Origin of the sequence: Thiobacillus thioparus DSM 505 (assembly GCF_000373385.1) — a bacterium.
GTDB lineage: Bacteria > Pseudomonadota > Gammaproteobacteria > Burkholderiales > Thiobacillaceae > Thiobacillus > Thiobacillus thioparus.
Map to the genome: position 1 here is coordinate 840,926 of NZ_KB891316.1, position 18,612 is coordinate 859,537.

General features: G+C 64.7%; 16 protein-coding genes and 1 riboswitch. Of the genes, 8 read left to right on the forward strand and 8 right to left on the reverse strand.

The window, feature by feature from the left end:
• Positions 1-41: 41 nt before the first annotated feature.
• From B058_RS0104310 to metK, 5 genes are all read right to left on the reverse strand, one after another.
• Positions 42-1,358 carry a hemolysin family protein gene (locus B058_RS0104310; protein WP_018507250.1) on the reverse strand — a complete coding sequence of 439 codons (1,317 nt, stop codon included), beginning with the start codon at positions 1,356-1,358 and terminating at the stop codon, positions 42-44.
• 119 nt (positions 1,359-1,477) lie between these two features.
• A complete protein-coding gene (gene metF, locus B058_RS0104315; RefSeq protein ID WP_018507251.1) occupies positions 1,478-2,308 on the reverse strand; it encodes a methylenetetrahydrofolate reductase [NAD(P)H] in 831 nt (276 codons plus the stop codon).
• A gap of 3 nt (positions 2,309-2,311) precedes the next feature.
• Positions 2,312-2,659 carry a phage holin family protein gene (locus B058_RS0104320; RefSeq protein ID WP_018507252.1) on the reverse strand — a complete coding sequence of 116 codons (348 nt, stop codon included), beginning with the start codon at positions 2,657-2,659 and terminating at the stop codon, positions 2,312-2,314.
• A gap of 27 nt (positions 2,660-2,686) precedes the next feature.
• A complete protein-coding gene (gene ahcY / locus B058_RS0104325) occupies positions 2,687-4,102 on the reverse strand; it encodes an adenosylhomocysteinase (protein WP_018507253.1) in 1,416 nt (471 codons plus the stop codon).
• 58 nt (positions 4,103-4,160) lie between these two features.
• Positions 4,161-4,233, reverse strand: a riboswitch (S-adenosyl-L-homocysteine riboswitch).
• Positions 4,234-4,268: 35 nt separating this feature from the next.
• Positions 4,269-5,435 (reverse strand): methionine adenosyltransferase, encoded by a 1,167-nt coding sequence (metK, locus tag B058_RS0104330; protein WP_018507254.1) that lies wholly within the window; start codon positions 5,433-5,435, stop codon positions 4,269-4,271.
• A 219-nt stretch (positions 5,436-5,654) separates the two neighbouring features.
• Here metK and B058_RS0104335 point away from each other — a divergent pair, with 219 nt between their 5' ends.
• The 8 genes from B058_RS0104335 to B058_RS17235 all read left to right on the forward strand — a co-directional run bounded on the left by B058_RS0104335 (position 5,655) and on the right by B058_RS17235 (position 13,668).
• Positions 5,655-6,545: a lysophospholipid acyltransferase family protein gene (locus B058_RS0104335; protein ID WP_018507255.1), complete on the forward strand. Its 891-nt coding sequence runs from the start codon at positions 5,655-5,657 to the stop codon at positions 6,543-6,545.
• On the forward strand, positions 6,542-7,456 hold the full coding sequence (locus B058_RS0104340; protein WP_018507256.1) for an LpxL/LpxP family acyltransferase: 915 nt from the start codon (positions 6,542-6,544) through the stop codon (positions 7,454-7,456). The genes B058_RS0104335 and B058_RS0104340 overlap by 4 nt, the downstream gene beginning before the upstream one ends.
• Positions 7,449-7,946, forward strand: a complete 498-nt coding sequence (locus tag B058_RS0104345) for a GNAT family N-acetyltransferase (RefSeq protein ID WP_018507257.1) — start codon at positions 7,449-7,451, stop codon at positions 7,944-7,946. The genes B058_RS0104340 and B058_RS0104345 overlap by 8 nt, the downstream gene beginning before the upstream one ends.
• A complete protein-coding gene (locus tag B058_RS0104350) occupies positions 7,943-8,362 on the forward strand; it encodes a CoA-binding protein (RefSeq protein ID WP_018507258.1) in 420 nt (139 codons plus the stop codon). Before B058_RS0104345 ends, B058_RS0104350 begins: the two co-directional genes overlap by 4 nt.
• Entirely contained in the window at positions 8,359-9,207 is an 849-nt protein-coding gene (gene dapF / locus B058_RS0104355; protein WP_018507259.1) for a diaminopimelate epimerase, read from the forward strand. Before B058_RS0104350 ends, dapF begins: the two co-directional genes overlap by 4 nt.
• A 5-nt stretch (positions 9,208-9,212) precedes the next feature.
• Positions 9,213-9,869 carry a DUF484 family protein gene (locus B058_RS0104360; protein ID WP_026240632.1) on the forward strand — a complete coding sequence of 219 codons (657 nt, stop codon included), beginning with the start codon at positions 9,213-9,215 and terminating at the stop codon, positions 9,867-9,869.
• On the forward strand, positions 9,866-10,756 hold the full coding sequence (gene xerC / locus B058_RS0104365; protein WP_018507261.1) for a tyrosine recombinase XerC: 891 nt from the start codon (positions 9,866-9,868) through the stop codon (positions 10,754-10,756). The genes B058_RS0104360 and xerC overlap by 4 nt, the downstream gene beginning before the upstream one ends.
• 92 nt (positions 10,757-10,848) lie before the next feature.
• Positions 10,849-13,668, forward strand: coding sequence for an EAL domain-containing protein (locus B058_RS17235; RefSeq protein WP_018507262.1), 2,820 nt, complete (start codon positions 10,849-10,851; stop codon positions 13,666-13,668).
• Positions 13,669-13,722: 54 nt separating this feature from the next.
• Here the strand turns inward: B058_RS17235 and B058_RS0104375 are convergent, their stop codons facing one another.
• The 3 genes from B058_RS0104375 to B058_RS0104385 are packed head-to-tail and all read right to left on the reverse strand — an operon-like array spanning position 13,723 to position 18,439.
• On the reverse strand, positions 13,723-14,271 hold the full coding sequence (locus B058_RS0104375; RefSeq protein WP_018507263.1) for a hypothetical protein: 549 nt from the start codon (positions 14,269-14,271) through the stop codon (positions 13,723-13,725).
• Between the two features lie 26 nt (positions 14,272-14,297).
• Positions 14,298-17,366 carry an efflux RND transporter permease subunit gene (locus B058_RS0104380; RefSeq protein ID WP_018507264.1) on the reverse strand — a complete coding sequence of 1,023 codons (3,069 nt, stop codon included), beginning with the start codon at positions 17,364-17,366 and terminating at the stop codon, positions 14,298-14,300.
• Positions 17,363-18,439 carry an efflux RND transporter periplasmic adaptor subunit gene (locus B058_RS0104385; protein WP_018507265.1) on the reverse strand — a complete coding sequence of 359 codons (1,077 nt, stop codon included), beginning with the start codon at positions 18,437-18,439 and terminating at the stop codon, positions 17,363-17,365. Before B058_RS0104385 ends, B058_RS0104380 begins: the two co-directional genes overlap by 4 nt.
• Positions 18,440-18,612: the final 173 nt, after the last annotated feature.

Genomic DNA, 18,612 nt, shown 5'->3' on the forward strand with positions numbered 1-18,612 from the left:
CACGCAGGTGTTCAAAATAAAAACCGGTATCGAACCGGTTTTTATTTTTCTTCAGTTGTCGTAGCGCTTTCCGCTACCTGTGTCGCCAGAACCTGATCCACCCGGTTGCGGTCGACATCCACCACTTCGAACTCCCAGTCTGCCCAGGTGAAGCGCTCCGCCTTGCGCGGAATGCGGCCCAGCGAGGCCAGCACGAACCCGCCGACCGTGTGATAGTTGCCCAGCGATTCCTGGGGTACATGGCGAATCCCCAGCCGGTCCTTCATCTCGTCGATGGGCAGCAGGCCATCCAGCAGCCAGGAGCCATCGGCCCGGCGTACGGCCAGGGCGTCTTCGGTGTCATCGGCCAGGGGCATCATGTCGCCCACCAGCGAATACATCAGGTCGTCCAGTGTGACGATGCCTTCGGTAAGACCGAATTCGCTCACCACCAGGGCGAAATTGGCGCGCTGCTGGCGGAAGGTACGCAGCAGGTCGATGAGGGTGAGACTGGACGGCACGAACAGGGGTGGCGCGAGCGGCAGTTCGGCGAAGTCGATGTCGCCTTCCATGGCGGCCTTGAGAATGTCGTGGCTTTCGGCAATGCCGATCACCTGCTGCAGGTCGCCCTTGCAGATGGGCAGGCGGGAATGCGGTGCCTCCTTCAGGGTGCGCAGGTTGTGCTCGCGGGGCGAGAGCAGATCCAGCCAGGCCACGTCCGCGACGGGCGTCATGATGGTGGCGAGACGCCAATCCTCCAGGCGCAGCACGTTGCCGAACAGCTCGCTTTCCTCCGGCGCGATGGTGCCTCTCCGCTCCCCCTCATCCACGAACGCCAGGATGTCCTCGATGCTGGTGACCGCGGGTGCTGACTCAATCGGTAGCAAGGCCAGTACACGGTCCGCAGCGAAGGACAGAAAACGGATTGCCGGGGACAACAAGTGGATGAACAAGGACATGAAAGGCGCGCAAAACGCTGCCACCTTTTCCGGATGCGCGAGCGCGATCCGCTTGGGCACGATCTCGCCCAGGATGATGGAAACCGCCGTGACGATCACGATGGTGGCGCCGAAGGCAATGGACTCACGCCATTCGGCCAGGCCGGGAATCGCGGCCCGGATGGCCGATTCGATGGACGTGGACAGAGCCGACTCGCCATAGATCCCCATCAGTAGTGCGGCGGCGGTGATCCCCGTCTGACTGGCGGCCAGGAGCCTGCTCGGATGCTCCTTGATGGCCAGTGCCTTGGCGGCCCCCATGTCGCCGGCCTCGGCAAGCTGGGTCAAGCGACCGCGGCGGGCGGAGGCGAGCGCCATTTCCGCGAGCGAAAACATGCCGGAAAGCAGGATGAGCAGGATCAGGATCCACAGGGCATTCATGATCAGGAAGCGGGAGCGGGGATGAGGGCGATTCTACCCGTCGCCTCGGACAGAGGACACGGCACGCACGACAAGGCCCGCAGTCAGCGGGCCTTGTCGACAACATCAAGCCGGGGACATCACAAACCCAGTCGCTGCCAGATGGTAGTGCTGGGTCCCGCCTGGTTCATGGTGTAGAAATGCAGGCCCGGCGCACCGCCGGCCAGCAGGCGGTCGCACAGGTCGGTCACCACGTCGAGGCCGAAGGCACGGATCGACGCCAGATCGTCGCCGTAGGTTTCAAGCTTCTTCCTCAGCCAGCGTGGGATCTCCGCGCCACAGGCGTCGGAGAAGCGCGCCAGCTGCACGTAGTTGCCGATCGGCATGATGCCGGGGACGATGGGAATGGCGACGCCGAGCGCGCGCGCGTCTTCGACGAAGTTGAAGTAGGCGTCGGCATTGAAAAAGTACTGCGTGATCGCAGAGTCGGCGCCGGCGTCGACCTTGCGCTTGAAGTTGGCCAGATCTTCGGTGGCGGAACGCGCCTGCGGGTGGACTTCCGGGTAGGCGGCGACTTCGATCTCGAACCAGTCGCCGGTTTCCTTGCGGATGAAGGCCACCAGTTCGTTGGCGTAGTTGAATTCGCCGGCGTCCATGGTGCCGGAGGGCAGGTCGCCGCGCAACGCGACCAGATGGCGGATGCCCTGGCTCTTGTATGCGTTGAGGATGTCGCGGATGCTCTCCTCGGTGGAGCCGATGCACGACAGATGCGGTGCGGCTTCCGAGCCGGAGGTCTGGATCTCGCACACGGTTTCCAGGGTGCGGTCGCGGGTGGAGCCACCGGCACCGAAGGTGACCGAGAAGAACTTGGGGTTGAGCTGCGCGAGCTGTTTGCGTGTGGCGCGCAACTTCTCCGCCCCTTCAGCCGTCTTGGGGGGAAAAAATTCAAAGCTGTATGTGCGTTCGGTCATGCTTCAACCTCTGGAATGGGGGATGAGTGCGGACAGCGCCCAGGCAATCACGCCATACAGGATCGCACCGACCATCGCCGAAACGAAACCCTGCACGTGAAAACCGGGCAGCAGCGCACTGGCAAGCCAGAACAACAGGCCGTTCAGGATCAGATAGAAGATCCCCAGCGTCAGCACGGTGATCGGTAACGTGAGCAACGCCAGCACTGGCCGCACCAGCGTGTTGATGAAACCCAGCACCAGCGCAGCGGCCAGCGCCGAGCCGAAGCCCGCCACCTGGATGGTGGGCAGCAGATACGTCACCGCCAACAGGGCGACGGCGTTCAGGATCCACAGCAGCAGCAGACGCATGGCGCCCTCCTTTTCAGGCGAAACCGATCAATAGCGGTAGTGCTCGGCCTTGTAGGGGCCGGTCTTGGGCACGCCGATATAGGACGCCTGCTGGTCGGTCAGCTCGGTCAGCTGCGCGTTGAGCTTCTTCAGCTGCAGGCGCGCGACCTTCTCGTCGAGGTGTTTCGGCAAGGTGTAGACGCCGACCGGATATTTGCCGGAATCGCGCTCCAGCCACAGTTCGATCTGCGCAATGGTCTGGTTGGCGAACGACGACGACATCACATAGGACGGGTGGCCGGTGGCGCAGCCCAGGTTCACTAGACGACCCTTGGCCAGCAGGATGATGCGCTTGCCGTCCGGGAAGATGATGTGATCGACCTGAGGCTTGATTTCTTCCCACTGGTATTTCTCGATCGAGGCGACGTCGATTTCATTATCGAAATGCCCGATATTGCAGACGATGGCCTGGTCCTTCATCTTCGCCATGTGGTCGTGGTTGATGACATGGAAGTTGCCGGTGGCCGTAACGAAGATGTCGGCCTTGTCGGCGGCGTATTCCATGGTCACGACGCGGTAGCCTTCCATCGCCGCCTGCAGCGCGCAGATCGGATCGATCTCGGTCACCCACACCTGCGCGGAGAGTGCACGCAGCGCCTGCGCCGAACCCTTGCCCACGTCGCCGTAGCCGGCGACCACTGCGACCTTGCCCGCCACCATCACGTCGGTCGCGCGCTTGATGCCGTCGACCAGCGATTCGCGGCAGCCGTACAGGTTGTCGAACTTCGACTTGGTCACCGAATCGTTGACGTTGATCGCCGGGAACTTGAGTTCGCCACGCGCGTGCATCTGGTACAGGCGGTGCACGCCGGTGGTGGTCTCCTCCGTCACGCCCTTCACTGCGGCGAGGCGCACCGAATACCAGGTCGGGTCCTTGGCCAGCTTGGCCTTGATCGCGGCGTAGAGCACGCGCTCCTCCTCGCTGGTCGGGTCAGAGATCACCGAGATGTCCTTTTCCGCACGCGCGCCAAGGTGCAGCAGCAGCGTGGCGTCGCCGCCGTCGTCGAGGATCATGTTGCTGTAGCCGCCGTCGGTCCATTCGAAGATGCGGTGGGTGTAGTCCCAGTAGTCTTCGAGCGACTCGCCCTTGACCGCGAACACCGGGATGCCGTCCTTGGCGATCGCGGCGGCGGCGTGGTCCTGGGTCGAGAAGATGTTGCACGACGCCCAGCGCACCTGCGCGCCGAGCGCGGTCAGCGTCTCGATCAGCACGGCGGTCTGGATGGTCATGTGCAGCGAACCGGTGATGCGCGCGCCCTTCAGCGGTTGCGAGGCGGCAAACTCCTCGCGGATGGCCATCAGGCCCGGCATTTCGGTTTCGGCGATGCGGATTTCCTTGCGGCCCCAGTCGGCAAGCGCGAGGTCGGCAATGACGAAATCGGAGAAATTGGATACTGCATTCATGGTGAAACTCCTTGAATGACAGCAGGGGTGCGCTCGTTTGGCCGCAGCCCCAGCTGCAAGTCAACGAGCGCCGTTGGAACATCACCTATACCGAGCCTGGCGGGTAAACCGTCGCAGCGCTCCTCGGTACAAGGGGGCGAAGCCTTCGCCCAAAAAAGAAAGCGGATTATAACCCTGCGGCCGCCTTCAGCGCAGCCGCCTTGTCCGTCACCTCCCATGTGAAATCCGGTTCGTCACGGCCGAAGTGACCGTAGCTCGCGGTCCGCGTGTAGATCGGACGCAGCAGGTCGAGCATCTGGACGATGCCCTTGGGGCGCAGGTCGAAGTGGGCGTGGATCAGTTCGACGATCTTGGCTTCGGGAATCTTGCCGGTACCGAAGGTGTCGACCATCAGCGAGGTCGGCCTGGCGACGCCAATCGCGTAGCTCACCTGCACCATGCACTTCTCGGCCAGGCCGGCGGCGACGATGTTCTTCGCCACGTAGCGGCCGGCGTAGGCGGCCGAGCGGTCGACCTTGGACGGGTCCTTGCCGGAGAAGGCGCCGCCGCCGTGCGGGGCTGCGCCGCCGTAGGTATCGACGATGATCTTGCGGCCGGTGAGGCCGGCGTCGCCCATGGGGCCGCCGACGACAAAGCGCCCGGTGGGGTTCACGAGATAGCGCGTGTCGGGGGTCAGCATCTCTTTCGGCAGCACCGGCTTGATGACTTCCTCGATGACCGCCTCGGACAACTGGGCGTGCGAGACTTCGGGGTGATGCTGGGTGGACAGTACGACGGTGTCGATGGAATGCGGCTTGCCGTCGACGTAGCGGATCGACACCTGCGACTTCGCATCCGGGCGCAGCCACGGCAGTCGGCCATCCTTGCGCAGTTCGGACTGGCGCTCGGTGAGGCGGTGCGCGAGGTAGATCGGCATGGGCATCAGGACCGGCGTTTCGCTGCAGGCGTAGCCGAACATCAGGCCCTGGTCGCCGGCGCCCTGGTCGAGATAATCGTCGTGCGCGCGATCCACACCCTGCGCGATATCGGGTGACTGCTTGCCGACGGTGACCAGCACCGAGCAGGTATTGTAGTCGAAGCCGATTTCGGATGAGTCGTAGCCGATGCGCTTGATGGTCTGACGCGCAATCTGGTTGTAGTCGATCACCGCCGACGTGGTGATCTCGCCGGCGATGACACACAGACCTGTAGTCAGTAGCGTCTCGCACGCCACGCGCGCATGTTTGTCCTGGGTTAGAATCGCGTCGAGTACCGCATCCGACACTTGATCCGCCATCTTGTCGGGATGCCCTTCAGACACCGACTCAGACGTAAAAATGAAATCCTTCTGCATGACAGCTCCTGTTGTCCCGATTACCGACTGCGTAACCGGCTCGGGGGACAAACGAAGCGGCGACGCTTTAGCTGTATTTGTATCCCGCCCGCAAGTTGTCAAGATTAACGCGGCGGCTCCAACGCGTGCATTGTGCCCTGCCCCGTCCTTCAGCGTCAATTCCCCCTGCAATACCCTGATCCCCTATGGGCTCTTGCACCCTTCAGGGAGGAAGCCCATGTGGAGTCGCATGTCCGCATGATGTTCCTGTTCAAGTTGCTGGCCCGCCTGCCGCTGCCGTTGCTGCACGCGTTGGGCATCGCCGTGGGCTGGTTCATCTACTGGGCGCCGGGGCGCCATTCCAGGCGTATGCGCAACAATCTGTTCGACAGCGGCCTCTGCACACCCGGGCGCGACTGCACGCGCTTGCTGCGTCAGACCGTCGGCGAGTCCGGCAAGGCCATCGTCGAACTGCTGCCGGTATGGCTGCGCCCGTACGACAAGGTCGTGAAACTGGTCAGGGGCACCAGCGGCTGGGCGCATATCGACGCCGCGCGCGCCGCGGGCAAGGGTATCATCCTGATCGGCCCGCATGTCGGCTGTTTCGAAATCATCAATCTGTATTACGCGTCGCTGCATCCGTTCACGGCCATGTACAAGCCGCCGCGCAAGCCGGTACTGGCGGCCCTGATGCTGGCCGGCCGCCAGCGCGGCCAGGCAACGCTGGTGCCGACCGACCTGTCGGGCGTACGTGCCCAACTGGCGGCGTTGAAACGCCACGAAGCCATCGGCATCCTGCCCGACCAGGTGGCCACCGGGGGCGATGGCGTGTGGGCGCCCTTCTTCGGGCGCCCGGCCTATACGCCCACGCTGGTTGCCAGCCTGCAGCGTAAGACCGGCGCAGCGGCGTTCTTCGTTGCGGCCGAGCGCCTGAGCTGGGGCCGCGGCTACCACATCCATGTCTACCCGCTCGATACCCCGCTGCCCGCAGACAAGACCGCTGCCGCCACCCTGATCAACCGGGGCGTGGAAGACATCGTGCGACGCTTTCCGGCGCAGTACCTGTGGAGCTACAACCGCCACAAGCGTCCAGGCAGCGTGGCGTATCCGGACGACCCGCCCGAAGAATGAGTCCCACCCAATCCAACAAGCTGATGCGCCCGGCGCTGCTGCCGGTCTGGTTCAGCGTCGGCCTGCTGTGGCTGCTGCACTGGCTGCCGCTACCGTTGCAGGCAGCGCTCGGCAATATCCTGGGCGGGCTGCTGGCGCTGCTGCCGGGCAAGCGCCGGCACGTCGTCGCCACCAACCTCGCCCTGTGTTTCCCCGATACCCCCAAGCGGGAACGCAATCGCTGGCTGCGGCAGACCTATCAGGCCTCCATGCGTGCCGTGCTCGAGCACGGCCTGTTGTGGTGGGGGAGCGAGGCGCGTCTGCGGCGGCTGGTCCGCATCGACAACCCCGACGCCGTACTGGGGGATGGCAAACGGCCGGTGATCTGGCTGGCGCCGCATTTCGTCGGGCTCGACATGGGCGGCGTGCGCCTCAGCATGGATCGCCAGGTCGCCTCGATGTACGCCCCCTCGAAGAACCCCGCCTCGGATTGGCTGATGCTGCGTGGGCGCTCGCGTTTCCATGCACCGGTGCTGATCGCCAAGTCGGACGGTATCAAGCCGGTGCTGAAGGCGCTGAAGGCCCACCTGCCGTTCTATTACCTGCCGGACCAGGATCAGGGTCGCCTCAATGCCGTATTCGTTCCATTCTTCGGCATCCAGGCCGCCACCCTCTCGGCGCTGCCGCGGCTGGCCAAACTCACGGGCGCGCAGATCGTCCCCGTCATCACCCGCCAGTTGCCCGGCGGCCAAGGCTACGCCGTGCGTTTCTACCCGCCGTGGGACAATTTCCCGAGCGACGACGTCGAAGCCGACGTCGCGCGCATGAATGCCTTCATCGAGGAACGCATCCGCGAAATGCCGCCGCAGTATCTGTGGCTGCATCGCCGATTCAAGACGCGCCCGGAAGGCGAGGCCAGCCTGTATGAATGACACGCGCCTGCACCGTCTGACGCCGCAGGAGATCGACGCCGTCCGTGCGCTGGCACGCACTGTCTGGCAAGCCACCTATCCGGCGCTGATCTCGCAGGCGCAGATCGACGCCATGCTGGCCGATCGCTACGCCGCGGACCGCATACGTTCGCAGCTCGACGACCCGGATCACGCCTGGTGGGCCGCACGACAGGGCCAGGTAACGGTGGGGTTCGCCCATGCAGTATGCGATGGCACGCGTTGCAAACTCGACAAACTGTACGTCGATCCCGGCCACCAGCGCCAGGGCATCGGTGCGGCGCTGCTGCAGGTCGTCCAGGACTGGGCACGCCAGCGGCAGGCGCGCCGGCTGTGGCTTCAGGTGAATCGCGGCAACACACAGGCTGTCGCCGCCTATCTTAAATACGGGTTCGGGATCATCGAATCGCGCGTGTTCGACATCGGGCATGGCTTCGTGATGGACGACCACGTCATGGAGTTGCCCCTATGAGCTTCGCCAACCCCGACGACGCCAGCTTGCGCGCACTGCTCGATCGCGTCAGGACCATCGCGGTCATCGGCTTGTCGCCGCAGCCTGCACGCCCGAGCTACCGCGTGGCGCAGGCGATGCAGCGCTATGGCTACCGCATCGTTCCGGTGCGCCCGCTGGTCGACGAGGTGCTGGGCGAGAAGGCGTATGCCAGTCTCGCCGACATTCCGTTCGCGGTCGACCTGGTCGACGTGTTTCGCGCCGCCGAGCATGTGCCTGCTATCGTCGAACAGTGCCTGGCGCTACACTTGTCCGCTATATGGATCCAGGAAGGCATCATTCATGAAGACGCCGCGTTGCGCGCGCAGGCAGGCGATATGAACGTGGTCATGGACCGCTGCCTGCTCAAGGAATACGTCAGACTCAAAACCGAATGAATACCCAAATGGGCACAAGACTGAAATTCACCAAAATGCACGGCCTCGGCAACGATTTCGTCGTCTTCGACGGCATCGGCCAGATCGTCGCGCTCACCGCCGAGCAGTGCCGCCGCATCGCCGACCGCCACTTCGGCATCGGCTGCGACCAGATCCTGCTGGTGGAGAAACCCACGCGTGGCGACGTCGATTTCCGCTACCGCATCTTCAATGCCGACGGCGGCGAAGTGGAACAATGCGGCAACGGCGCGCGCTGCTTCGTGCGCTTCGTGCGCGACAAGGGGCTGACCGACAAGACGGCGATCCGCGTGGAAACCGCATCCGGCGTGATCGAGCCGCGACTGCTTGCCAATGGCCAGGTCACGGTCGACATGGGCGCGCCACGCTTCGCGCCCGCCGACATCCCGTTCGCCGCCGAAGCCGAGGCGATGACGTATGCGCTCAAAGTCGGACAACATGTCATCGACATCGCTGCCCTGTCGATGGGCAACCCGCATGCGGTGCTGCGGGTGAACGACCTCGACAGCGCGCCGGTGGACATCCTCGGCGCCGCGATCGAATCGCACGCGCGCTTCCCGCAACGGGTCAACGCCGGCTTCATGCAGGTGCTGACGCCGCACGACATTCGCCTGCGCGTGTACGAGCGCGGCGCCGGCGAAACGCTGGCCTGCGGCACCGGCGCCTGCGCCGCAGCAGTCGCCGGCATCCGCCAAGACTGGCTGAAAAGCCCGGTCAGCGTGCATACCCGCGGCGGCGATCTCGTCATCGAATGGGCGGGCAAGGACCAGCCGGTCTATATGACCGGCCCGGCCGTAACAGTATTTGAAGGGGAGATCGAACTCTAATGGATATGCAACCCGAACACATCGCCGAGTTCCTCACCCGGCATCCGAATTTCTTCAACGACTTCCCCACCCTGCTGGCGGAGCTGCATATCCCGCATCCGCATGGCACTCACGCCGTGTCGATGAGCGAACGCCAGCTGATCGCGATGCGCGACAAGGTGCGCATGCTGGAAAACAAGCTCGCCGAACTCATTCAATTCGGCGAGGAAAACGACGGCATCTCCGACAAGCTGCATGCGCTGACCCTGGCGCTGCTGGCGGCACGCACGCCCGAGGACATCCTCGCGGCGCTGAACCTGCATCTGCGGGAAGGCTTCGCGGTACCGCACCATGCAGTGCGGGTGTGGAACCTGCCGGCCGACAGCGTGCCCGGCCTCACCGATCCGGTATCGGACACCGCGCGCGCAAGCATCGAATCGATGAGGCAACCGATCTGCGGTCCGCTTGCCGTCGATGACGCCAGCGACTGGTTCGGCGAGGTGTCGCCGCATCTGCGTGCGTTTGCCTGCATTCCGCTGCGGCCGGCCGCAGCGGCCGCCCCCATCGGCCTGCTTGTTCTGGCCTCCGAGGAAGCCAAGCGTTTCTACGCCGGCATGGGCACGCTCTACCTCGAACGGCTGGGCCAGCTGGTCGGTGCCGCGCTGGTGCGGATGCAGGATTGAACGCAGTCACGTCCTATCTGCAATACATCGCCGCCGAACGGCGGCTGTCGTCGCATACGGTCGCGGCCTATCAACGCGACCTGGCGAATCTTTCCAGCCTGACCGCGGGCAAGCCGCTTGAAACGCTCGATGTAAGCGATATCCGCGGCGCCATCGTCAAGCTGCGCAGCCAGAACCTGGCCGCCGCCAGCGTGGCGCGGCAGCTGTCCAGCTGGCGCGGCTTCTATACCTTCGCCTGCCGCCGGCTCGGCTATGCGAACAACCCATGCACCGGCCTGCACCCGCCCAAAGCAGCCAAGGCCCTGCCGCACATCCTGTCGCCCGACGCCTGCACGCAGCTGCTCGACGGCGGCCTGCCCGCCGAATCCGACGATGCCCTGCTGGCGCGCGATCGCGCCATGTTCGAATTGTTCTATTCGTCCGGCCTGCGCCTGTCGGAACTGGTCGGGCTCGATCTCCATGACGTCAATCTGCACGCGGGCGAGGCGCAGGTCACCGGCAAGGGCAACAAGACTCGCATCGTACCGGTTGGGCACCAGGCCCTGGCCGCCATTGCCGCCTGGCTGCCGCACCGGCAGTCCCTTGCGCAGGCCGATGCCGCCGCCCTGTTCATCAACCGGCGCGGTACCCGCCTGACCCCGCGCAGCGTGCAATTGCGGCTCAACCGCTGGGCGCAATTGGCCGGGCTGAGCCAGCGCGTCCACCCGCACATGCTGCGCCACGCATTTGCCACCCATGTACTGCAATCGTCGGGCGACCTGCGTGCCGTACAGGAAATGCTCGGCCACGCCAGCATCAGCACCACTCAGGTCTACACCCATCTCGACTGGCAGCACCTCGCCAAGGTGTACGACCAGGCGCACCCGCGCGCGCGCAGGAAAAGCTGACCTCCTCGCCAATAATGTAAGTATTCACATACCCTGAAGCGCACGCATCTGGTTTGGCTTCAGAAAGCAGTCATACGGCCGATTCCTTCCGTATGTCTCGCCGCCTCTCGCCTCCGCTCGCCCGCTTCGTGAACGCCTTGCGTCCGGCCCGCCTCAGCACTCAAGGTCGCGTGCTGGGGGCGGCCCTGCTCGTCATGCTGATGGTGTCCGTGCTGGCCGGGCAACAGGCGCTGCATATCGTCCGCCAGGATGCCGACGCCGCCTTGCGTGTGCAGGCAACCGCACAGCTTGCCGCGCTGTCGCAGGCGGTCGCAGATCCGGCCATCTGGCAGGATTACCTTGCCGTGCGAACGCGATTGCGGATCCCCATCGATCAGGGGAACTTGCAGCACGTGGAATACGTCGCGCCGGATGGCCGCGTCATCCGCGAACAAGCCAGCCCGCCCACAGTTGATCGCCCCGACTGGTTCGCCCGGCTGACCCGCCTGGCCCTCCCCGTCATGCAGGAAGACCTGATCATCCAGGGCACCTACTACGGTCATCTGCGCATCCAGCCTTCCGCCCACGCATATGAAGATTTCCTGTGGCATCTCGGGACCCGGCTGTTCATTCTGTTCAGCCTCGCGATGGGTCTGCTCGGCTGGCTGATCCATGCCATGCTGCGGATCAACCTGAAGGACCTGACCCGATTGAGCGCAACCGCCCACCAGATCGAGTCCGGAGACTACAGCGTGCGCATTCCCGTCCGTGCCAGCAGCCCGCCCGAGTTGCAGGAATCCACACGCGCTTTCAATTACATGAGCGCGGCCCTGGAACGGCTGCTTACCGATCTCGGCGAGCAGCAGAAGGCGCTCGACAGCGCGGCCAGCGTGTCCGAATCGGATCTCGCCGGCAACATCACGTTCGCCAACGACCTGTTCTGCATCCTCAGCGGCTACACGCGCGAAGAACTGATCGGCCAGAATCACCGTATCCTCAATTCGGGCTGTCACGCTCCCGTATTTTTTACCCGTCTGTGGAAAACCATCACGAACGGCCGGACCTGGCGCGGAGAAATCTGCAATCGCGCCAAGGATGGGCGATTGTTCTGGACCGCCACGACCATCATTCCGATCAAGGGCGACGACGACCTGCCGCAGAAGTACCTGTCGATCCGCTTCGACATCACGCAGCGCAAGATCGACGAGACGGCACTCAGCAACGAGAAGGAACGCTGGCAGGTCACGCTGCAATCGATCAACGATGCCGTCATCGTCACCAATCCGCACAATCAGGTGACCTATCTCAACCCGGCTGCCGAAAGCCTGCTCGGCCTCGCCCTCGAGGATGCGCAACTGAATTTGTTGAGCGAGGTGATCCAGTTCGATCGGGTGAACGGCGACGAGGACGCGCCGGCCTGCTTCCTGTCTTCGACGGCAGCGTTGCACGGCCAGACCGGATCGGCCGAATTGCATACCCGCTATGGCCAGCGCCTGGCTATCAGCTACAGTTGCGCGCCGCTGACCGACCAGGGCGGCCTGGGTGCCGTCTACGTGCTGCGCGACGAAACCGAGAAGAAGGAACTGCTCGACAACCTGCGTGAGATGGCCTTCCACGACACGCTGACCACCTTGCCGAATCGCCGCGCGGTGGAAGGGCGTCTGGCCCGTGCGCTACGCACCGCGCGCGATCTCGGGCAGCAGCATGCGTTCTGCTATATCGACCTCGACCAGTTCAAGCTGGTGAACGACACCTGCGGCCATTCGGTCGGCGATTCCCTGCTGATGGACATTGCCCAGACCATGAAAGCCGCCCTGCCCGCACATGCCTACCTGGGCCGTCTGGGCGGGGACGAATTCGGCCTCATCCTGTTCGACACCCGGCCCGACGAGGCAAACCGGATCTGCCGTCAGCTGGTGCAGCGCATCCGCGACTTCCGCTTCGAACACAAGGGGCGGCGCTTCACCCTTGGCGCCTGCGCCGGCGTCGCCCCCATCACCCAGGCCGCGACCACGGCCGGCGACCTCATGATCCAGGCCGACATGGCGTGCTACCGCGCCAAGTCGGAGGGAAGCGGACGCGTCATGCTGTACGAGGCGGACGAGGTCGGATTCCGCCGCCTTGAAACGGAAATGGGCTGGGCGGCCGATTTTGCCCAGGCGCTGGACGCCAACCAGTTCCTGCCCTATCGCCAGTTGATCCGGCCGACGTCGCGCGGCGGCCAGCCGCACTACGAAGTACTGATCCGCTGGCAGCGCGATGGTGTGGTCGAAGGACCGGCCAAGCTGCTGCCTGCCCTCGAACGTTACGGACAGGCGCCCATCCTCGACCGCTGGATGCTGGAAGCCGTGGTGTCCTACCTGGCGGCGCAGCCTGACGACAATGCGGTGTATTTCATCAACCTCTCGGGCAAGACCGTTGCCGACGAATCCTTCCTCGGCGTGGTCTGCCACATGCTCGATCACTATGGCGTGGAAGGCTCGCGCCTCGGGTTCGAAGTGACGGAAACCGCTGCAGTGGTCAATCTCGGCGACGCTCAGCGCCTGATTCACGGCCTGCGCGAACGCGGCTGCCAGTTCGCACTGGACGATTTTGGGCGTGACGCCTCCTCGTTCTTCTATCTCAAGCACCTGCCCGCCGATTTCCTCAAGATCGACGGCGCCTTCGTGCGCGGCATGCTGGACGACCGGCGCGACCAGGCCATCGTCCGCTCGATCGCCCAGCTGGCACGCGATTTCGGCATGCATTCGGTGGCCGAGCAGGTGGAAGACGCCGATATGGCGGCACTGCTCGAAGACATGGGCGTGGATTACCTGCAGGGCTATCACATCCACCGTCCGGAAGCCTTCCCCTACTGGCAGCCGGTCACCAACACACTGACGGCGGCGGGCGGGTATGCCGTACGCCCTCCCCATCTGACGCTGATCAAATAGGGCCGCGCCTGTCGGTACGCGCGGCGCATCAGTCGCCTGCTGGGAACTCCGCCGTTACAGCATCGCCTTCGGCGGGATCAGGGTGATCCAGTCGCCCAGCGCCGCCCGGATTTCGCTCAGCCCAAGGTGCCGCATCAACAGCGGGTTGCCAGGGACCATCTGGTTCCACGCACAGGTCATGCCACGCAGATTCGGCTGCGCGGGATCGTGCAGCCGGAACTCCGTCTTGTAATAGAGAGGGGTCACGTCGCCGTCATCATCGTCCACATACCGGGCCTTCATCAGCGGCGACTTCGCCGCTGCATAGAAATCCACACTGCGCGTCACCCGCCATATCTGGAAACGTCCCGGTTTGAGCGTCTGCGGCGTGTCGCGCACCGTATTCAGTTCCACCACGCAATACGGATCGAACTCCTGCACGCCGTTGCGCGGCACGACCTGGCCATACTGCAGACGAACCGTGGCCGAGCCGGGCGGGATCGTCAGGGGCTGGTTGAGCTGCGCCAGCCATCCTGGGGGATAGGCGTAGTAGGGCGAAGCCGGGTCGGGCGATTCAAGGCTGGCGCACCCCGCCAGCAGCAATGCGAATACGATCATTTTCATGATGGTCTCCTTGCACGTTTTGTACCTTAGCCCGGTTTTACCCTAAACCAAGCCGCATACAGGGCAGGCAGAAAGAACAGCGTGAGGAAGGTCGCCGCGATCAGCCCGCCCATGACCGATACAGCCATGGGGCCCCAGAAAATCGAGCGCGACAGCGGGATCATCGCCAGCACCGCGGCGGCGGCGGTGAGGCTGATCGGCCGCATCCGTCGCACCGTGGATTCGACGATTGCATCCCACTGCGACAGGCCACGGGCGACGTCCTGCTGGATCTGGTCGACCAGGATCACCGAATTGCGCATGATCATGCCGGACAGCGAGATGATGCCCAGCAAGGCCACGAAGCCCATCGGCTGGCCGGTCACCAGCAGCGCGACCGCCACACCGATGATGCCGAGCGGCGCGGTCAGCACCACCAGCAGGGCGCGCGCGACATTGCCGAGTTGCAGCATCAGCAGGGTCAGCGTGGTGACCACGATCAACGGCCACGAGGCGGCGATGGCGGCATTGGCCTTGGCGCTGCTTTCCACCGGGCCGCCGATTTCCAGCCGGAAACCGGGCGGCAGCTGCGCCTTGAACCGGGCCACCTGCGGCGCGATCGATTCGATGATCGTCGCCGGCTGCGTGTTGCCCACCGGATCGCCGCGCACCGAAATCGTCGGCAGGCGGTCGCGCCGCCAGATCACGCCGTCCTCGAATACCGGCTTGAAGGTGGCGATCTGCCCCAGGGTCACGCTCTGGCCGCCGAAGCTGCCGACCGGCAGCGATTTCAGCGCATCGACGTCGCGATGTTCCTTGCGCGGGATGCGCAATTCGACGTCGATCAGCTGATCGTCCTCCCGGAACTGGGTAACCGTCGTTCCCGACAACTCCAGCGCCAGCAGGCGGCCGACCGCATCCGAGCTGAGGCCGAGCGCCTTGATCTTGTCCTGGTCGAGCTGGACCTTGATCGCCAGCGACTGTTCGTTCCAGTCCAGGTTCACGGCCGTCACCTGCGGCTGGGCCGCGACGATTCTGCGCAGTTTCTCGGCTTCGATCTTGAGCCGCGGGATGTCGGCGCCGGACAACCGGTACTGCACGGGGTAGCCGGCGGGCGGTCCGTATTCGAAACGCACGGCGCGTCCGCGCACGTTGGGGAAGTCGGTCTCGAACAGCCGACGGATACGCGCAAGTTCGCGTTCCCGCGCCGGCACGTCCTTCGCTATCACCACCAGCTGCGCAAAATTGCGGTTGTTCAGCCGCTGGTCCAGCGCCAGCACAAAACGCGGCGCGCCCTGGCCGATGTAGTCGAGCACGTGGGCGACATCCTTGTCCTGCCGCAGCAGGGTTTCGAGCCTGACCGCCTGGGCGCGCGTGGCATCGATGGACGCGCCTTCCGGCAGCCACATTTCGACCAGGATTTCCAGCCGGTCGGACTGCGGGAAGAACTGTTTCTCGACCCGCTGCATCGCGACGAGCCCGACGACCAGCGCCGCCACCGTCAGCGCAATCACGCTGCGTCGATGGGTGAGGCACCCGTTCACCATGGCACGGAAACGCCGGTAAAACGGCGTGAGATACGCCGCATTCTCGTCCGTCACGTGGCGAGCCGGTTTCAGCAGGACATGCCCCAGATAAGGCGTCACCACGACCGCCACCAGCCAGGAGGACAGCAACGCGATCGTCGTCACCGCGAAGATGGCGAAAGTGTATTCGCCAACCATCGACTTGGCCAGCGCGATCGGCAGAAACGCGGTGGCGGTCAACAAGGTGCCGGTCAGCATGGGGAACGCGGTCGAATGGAAGGCGTAGGTGGCCGCCTCGAAGCGATTCCAGCCGGCCTCCAGCTTGTGCGCCATCATTTCCACCGCGATGATGGCATCGTCCACCAGCAAGCCGAGGGCGATGATGAGCGCCCCGGTGGAGATGCGATGCAGGTCGATGTCGAACAGCCACATCGTGGTGAAGGTGATCGCCAGCACCACCGGAATGGATAGCGTCACCACCAGGCCGGCACGCCACTTGAGCGCCAGGAAGGTCACCGCCAGCACGATGGCGACGGCTTCGAAGAAACTCTGCATGAAGAGCCGGACCGCGTGGCTGACGATGCTGGGCTGGTCGTGGATCCGCTGGATCTCCATGCCCACCGGCAGCGTCTTCTGCAAGTCCGCCATGGCGGCGGCCACGGCGCGTCCCATCGCCACCACATCGCCGCCGTCGGCCAGCGACACCCCAAGCAGCACCGCAGGCTCGCCTTGCGAACGAATTTCGGCGGTGGGCGGATCTTCGTAGCGCCGCGTCACGCTGGCGACATCGCCCAGCCGGATGCTGCGCGTGCCGATCCGAATGGTTGTCTCGCGCACGCCCTCGACGTCGGAATAGGGCCCCGACACGCGCATCGGGATCGACAGGGTCTCGTTCTCGATCCGCCCATTCGCCACGACGCCGTTCTGCTCCTGCACGGCCTGCATGATCTGCTGCGGCGTGAGGCCGAGCGTGGCGAGCTTTTGCGCAGGAATCTCGACGTAGATTTTTTCCGGGACGATGCCGAACAGCTCGACCTTGCCCACATTGGGCAGGCGGCGGACCTCGCGCTGCGCATCCTCGGCGACGCGGCGCAGATCGGACCGGCTGAAGCCGTCGCCGGTGAAGGCATAGATCGAGCCGAAGGTGTCGCCGAACTCGTCGTTGAAGAAGGGCCCCTGCACACCGGCCGGGAGCGTTGTCTTCAGGTCACCGATCTTCTTGCGGACCTGATACCACGCTTCGGCCACGTCGCGCCCCCGCACCGTTTCCTTGAGATTGACGAAAAGCGCGGTCTCGCCCGCCTTGGCGTAACTCTGCACGTAATCGAGTTCGGGCATTTCCTGCAGCTTCTTCTCGATCCGCTCGGTCAGCTGTTCCGACACCTCCTGCGCGGTCGCTCCCGGCCATTGCGCCTGGATCAGCATGGTCTTGAAGGTGAACGGCGGATCTTCGGCCTGCCCCAACTGGAAATAAGACCGTACACCGACCAGCAGGATCAGCACGATGAAAAAGCGCACCAGCGCCGGATGCTCGATCGCCCAGCGCGACAGGTTGCCGCGCCCAGGTACGAAACGGGGAGCGTCGCTCATGGGCGGCCGGGGTCGGCCAGACGCACCTGCTGGCCGGGCGCCAGCTTGTGCACGCCTGCCGTCACCACCCACTCGCCGGCAGCCAGCCCCGACACGATGGCCGCGCGTTCGCCATTCAACTCGCCGATCTGCACGCTGCGCGCCGCCACTTTGCGGGTCTGGGGATTCACCACCCACACCTGTGGCTTGCCGTCGATCCGGAACAAGGCCGATTGCGCCACCGACAGGCTCGACACCGATTCGCTGCCGACCTCGACCGTGGCCGTCATGCCCAGTTTCACGGCTGCATCGGGATGCAGCAGGCTGACACGGGCACTGTAAGTACGGCTGCCCGCGTCGGCCACCGGCGACACTTCGCGCAGGCGGCCGGCATAGTCCCGCCCCGGCACAGACCACAGGCGGATGCGCAGGTTGTGCGCAGCGCGCAATGCATCGAGCGCATTTTCCGGCACGTCGATGCGAACTTCGCGCTCACCGTCGCGCGCCAGTTGCGCCACAGGCTGGCCAGCCGCCACCACCTGCCCCACCTCGAACGAAATGGCCGTCACCACGCCGGCATGCGGCGCAGTCAGCCGGGTATAGGCCTGCTGGTTGTCCTGGCGGGCCGCTTCCGCCCGCAACTGGCGGGCCTGCGCCGCGGCTGCCTCGGCAGTGGTCCGGCGGCGATCCAGTTCGGCCTGGGAAATGAAATTCTGCGCGCGCAGCTCGGTAAAGCGCTGCAAGTCCTGGCGCGCCAGCCGGGCCTCGGCCTCGGCGGCCGTCAGCTGCGCGTGTGCCGCGTGCGACGCCAGCACATAGTCGTTGGGGTCGAGCGTGGCGATGACCTGCCCCGCCTTGACCTGGCTGCCGACCTCCGCCTTGCGGGTGTCGACCCGTCCCGCCACGCGAAACGCCAGATCGGTTTCGTAGCGCGCACGTACCTCTCCCGCGTAGCGCGTGCCCTGCTGGGCAGCGTGCATCCCCACCCGCTCCGCGCGTACCGGACGAATATCCTCGGGCGCCGCCTGCGGCGCGTCGCGTCCGCACGCGGCCAGCAGGAGCAGAAAGACAGTCACCGGAAGGAAGAGATTCATGCCAGGATTATCGCCTATCGTCCCGGGTTCGGTCTGCCTGGTCTCCAGCGCATCAAGATCACCTGATGACACCGGCAGCCATGACGGAGTTATGATGCGGGTCGCGCATCTGCCACAGCCGGATCCATTTCGGTTGCCCGGGCTCATGCCCGGCCGCATTTTTCAACCATCCT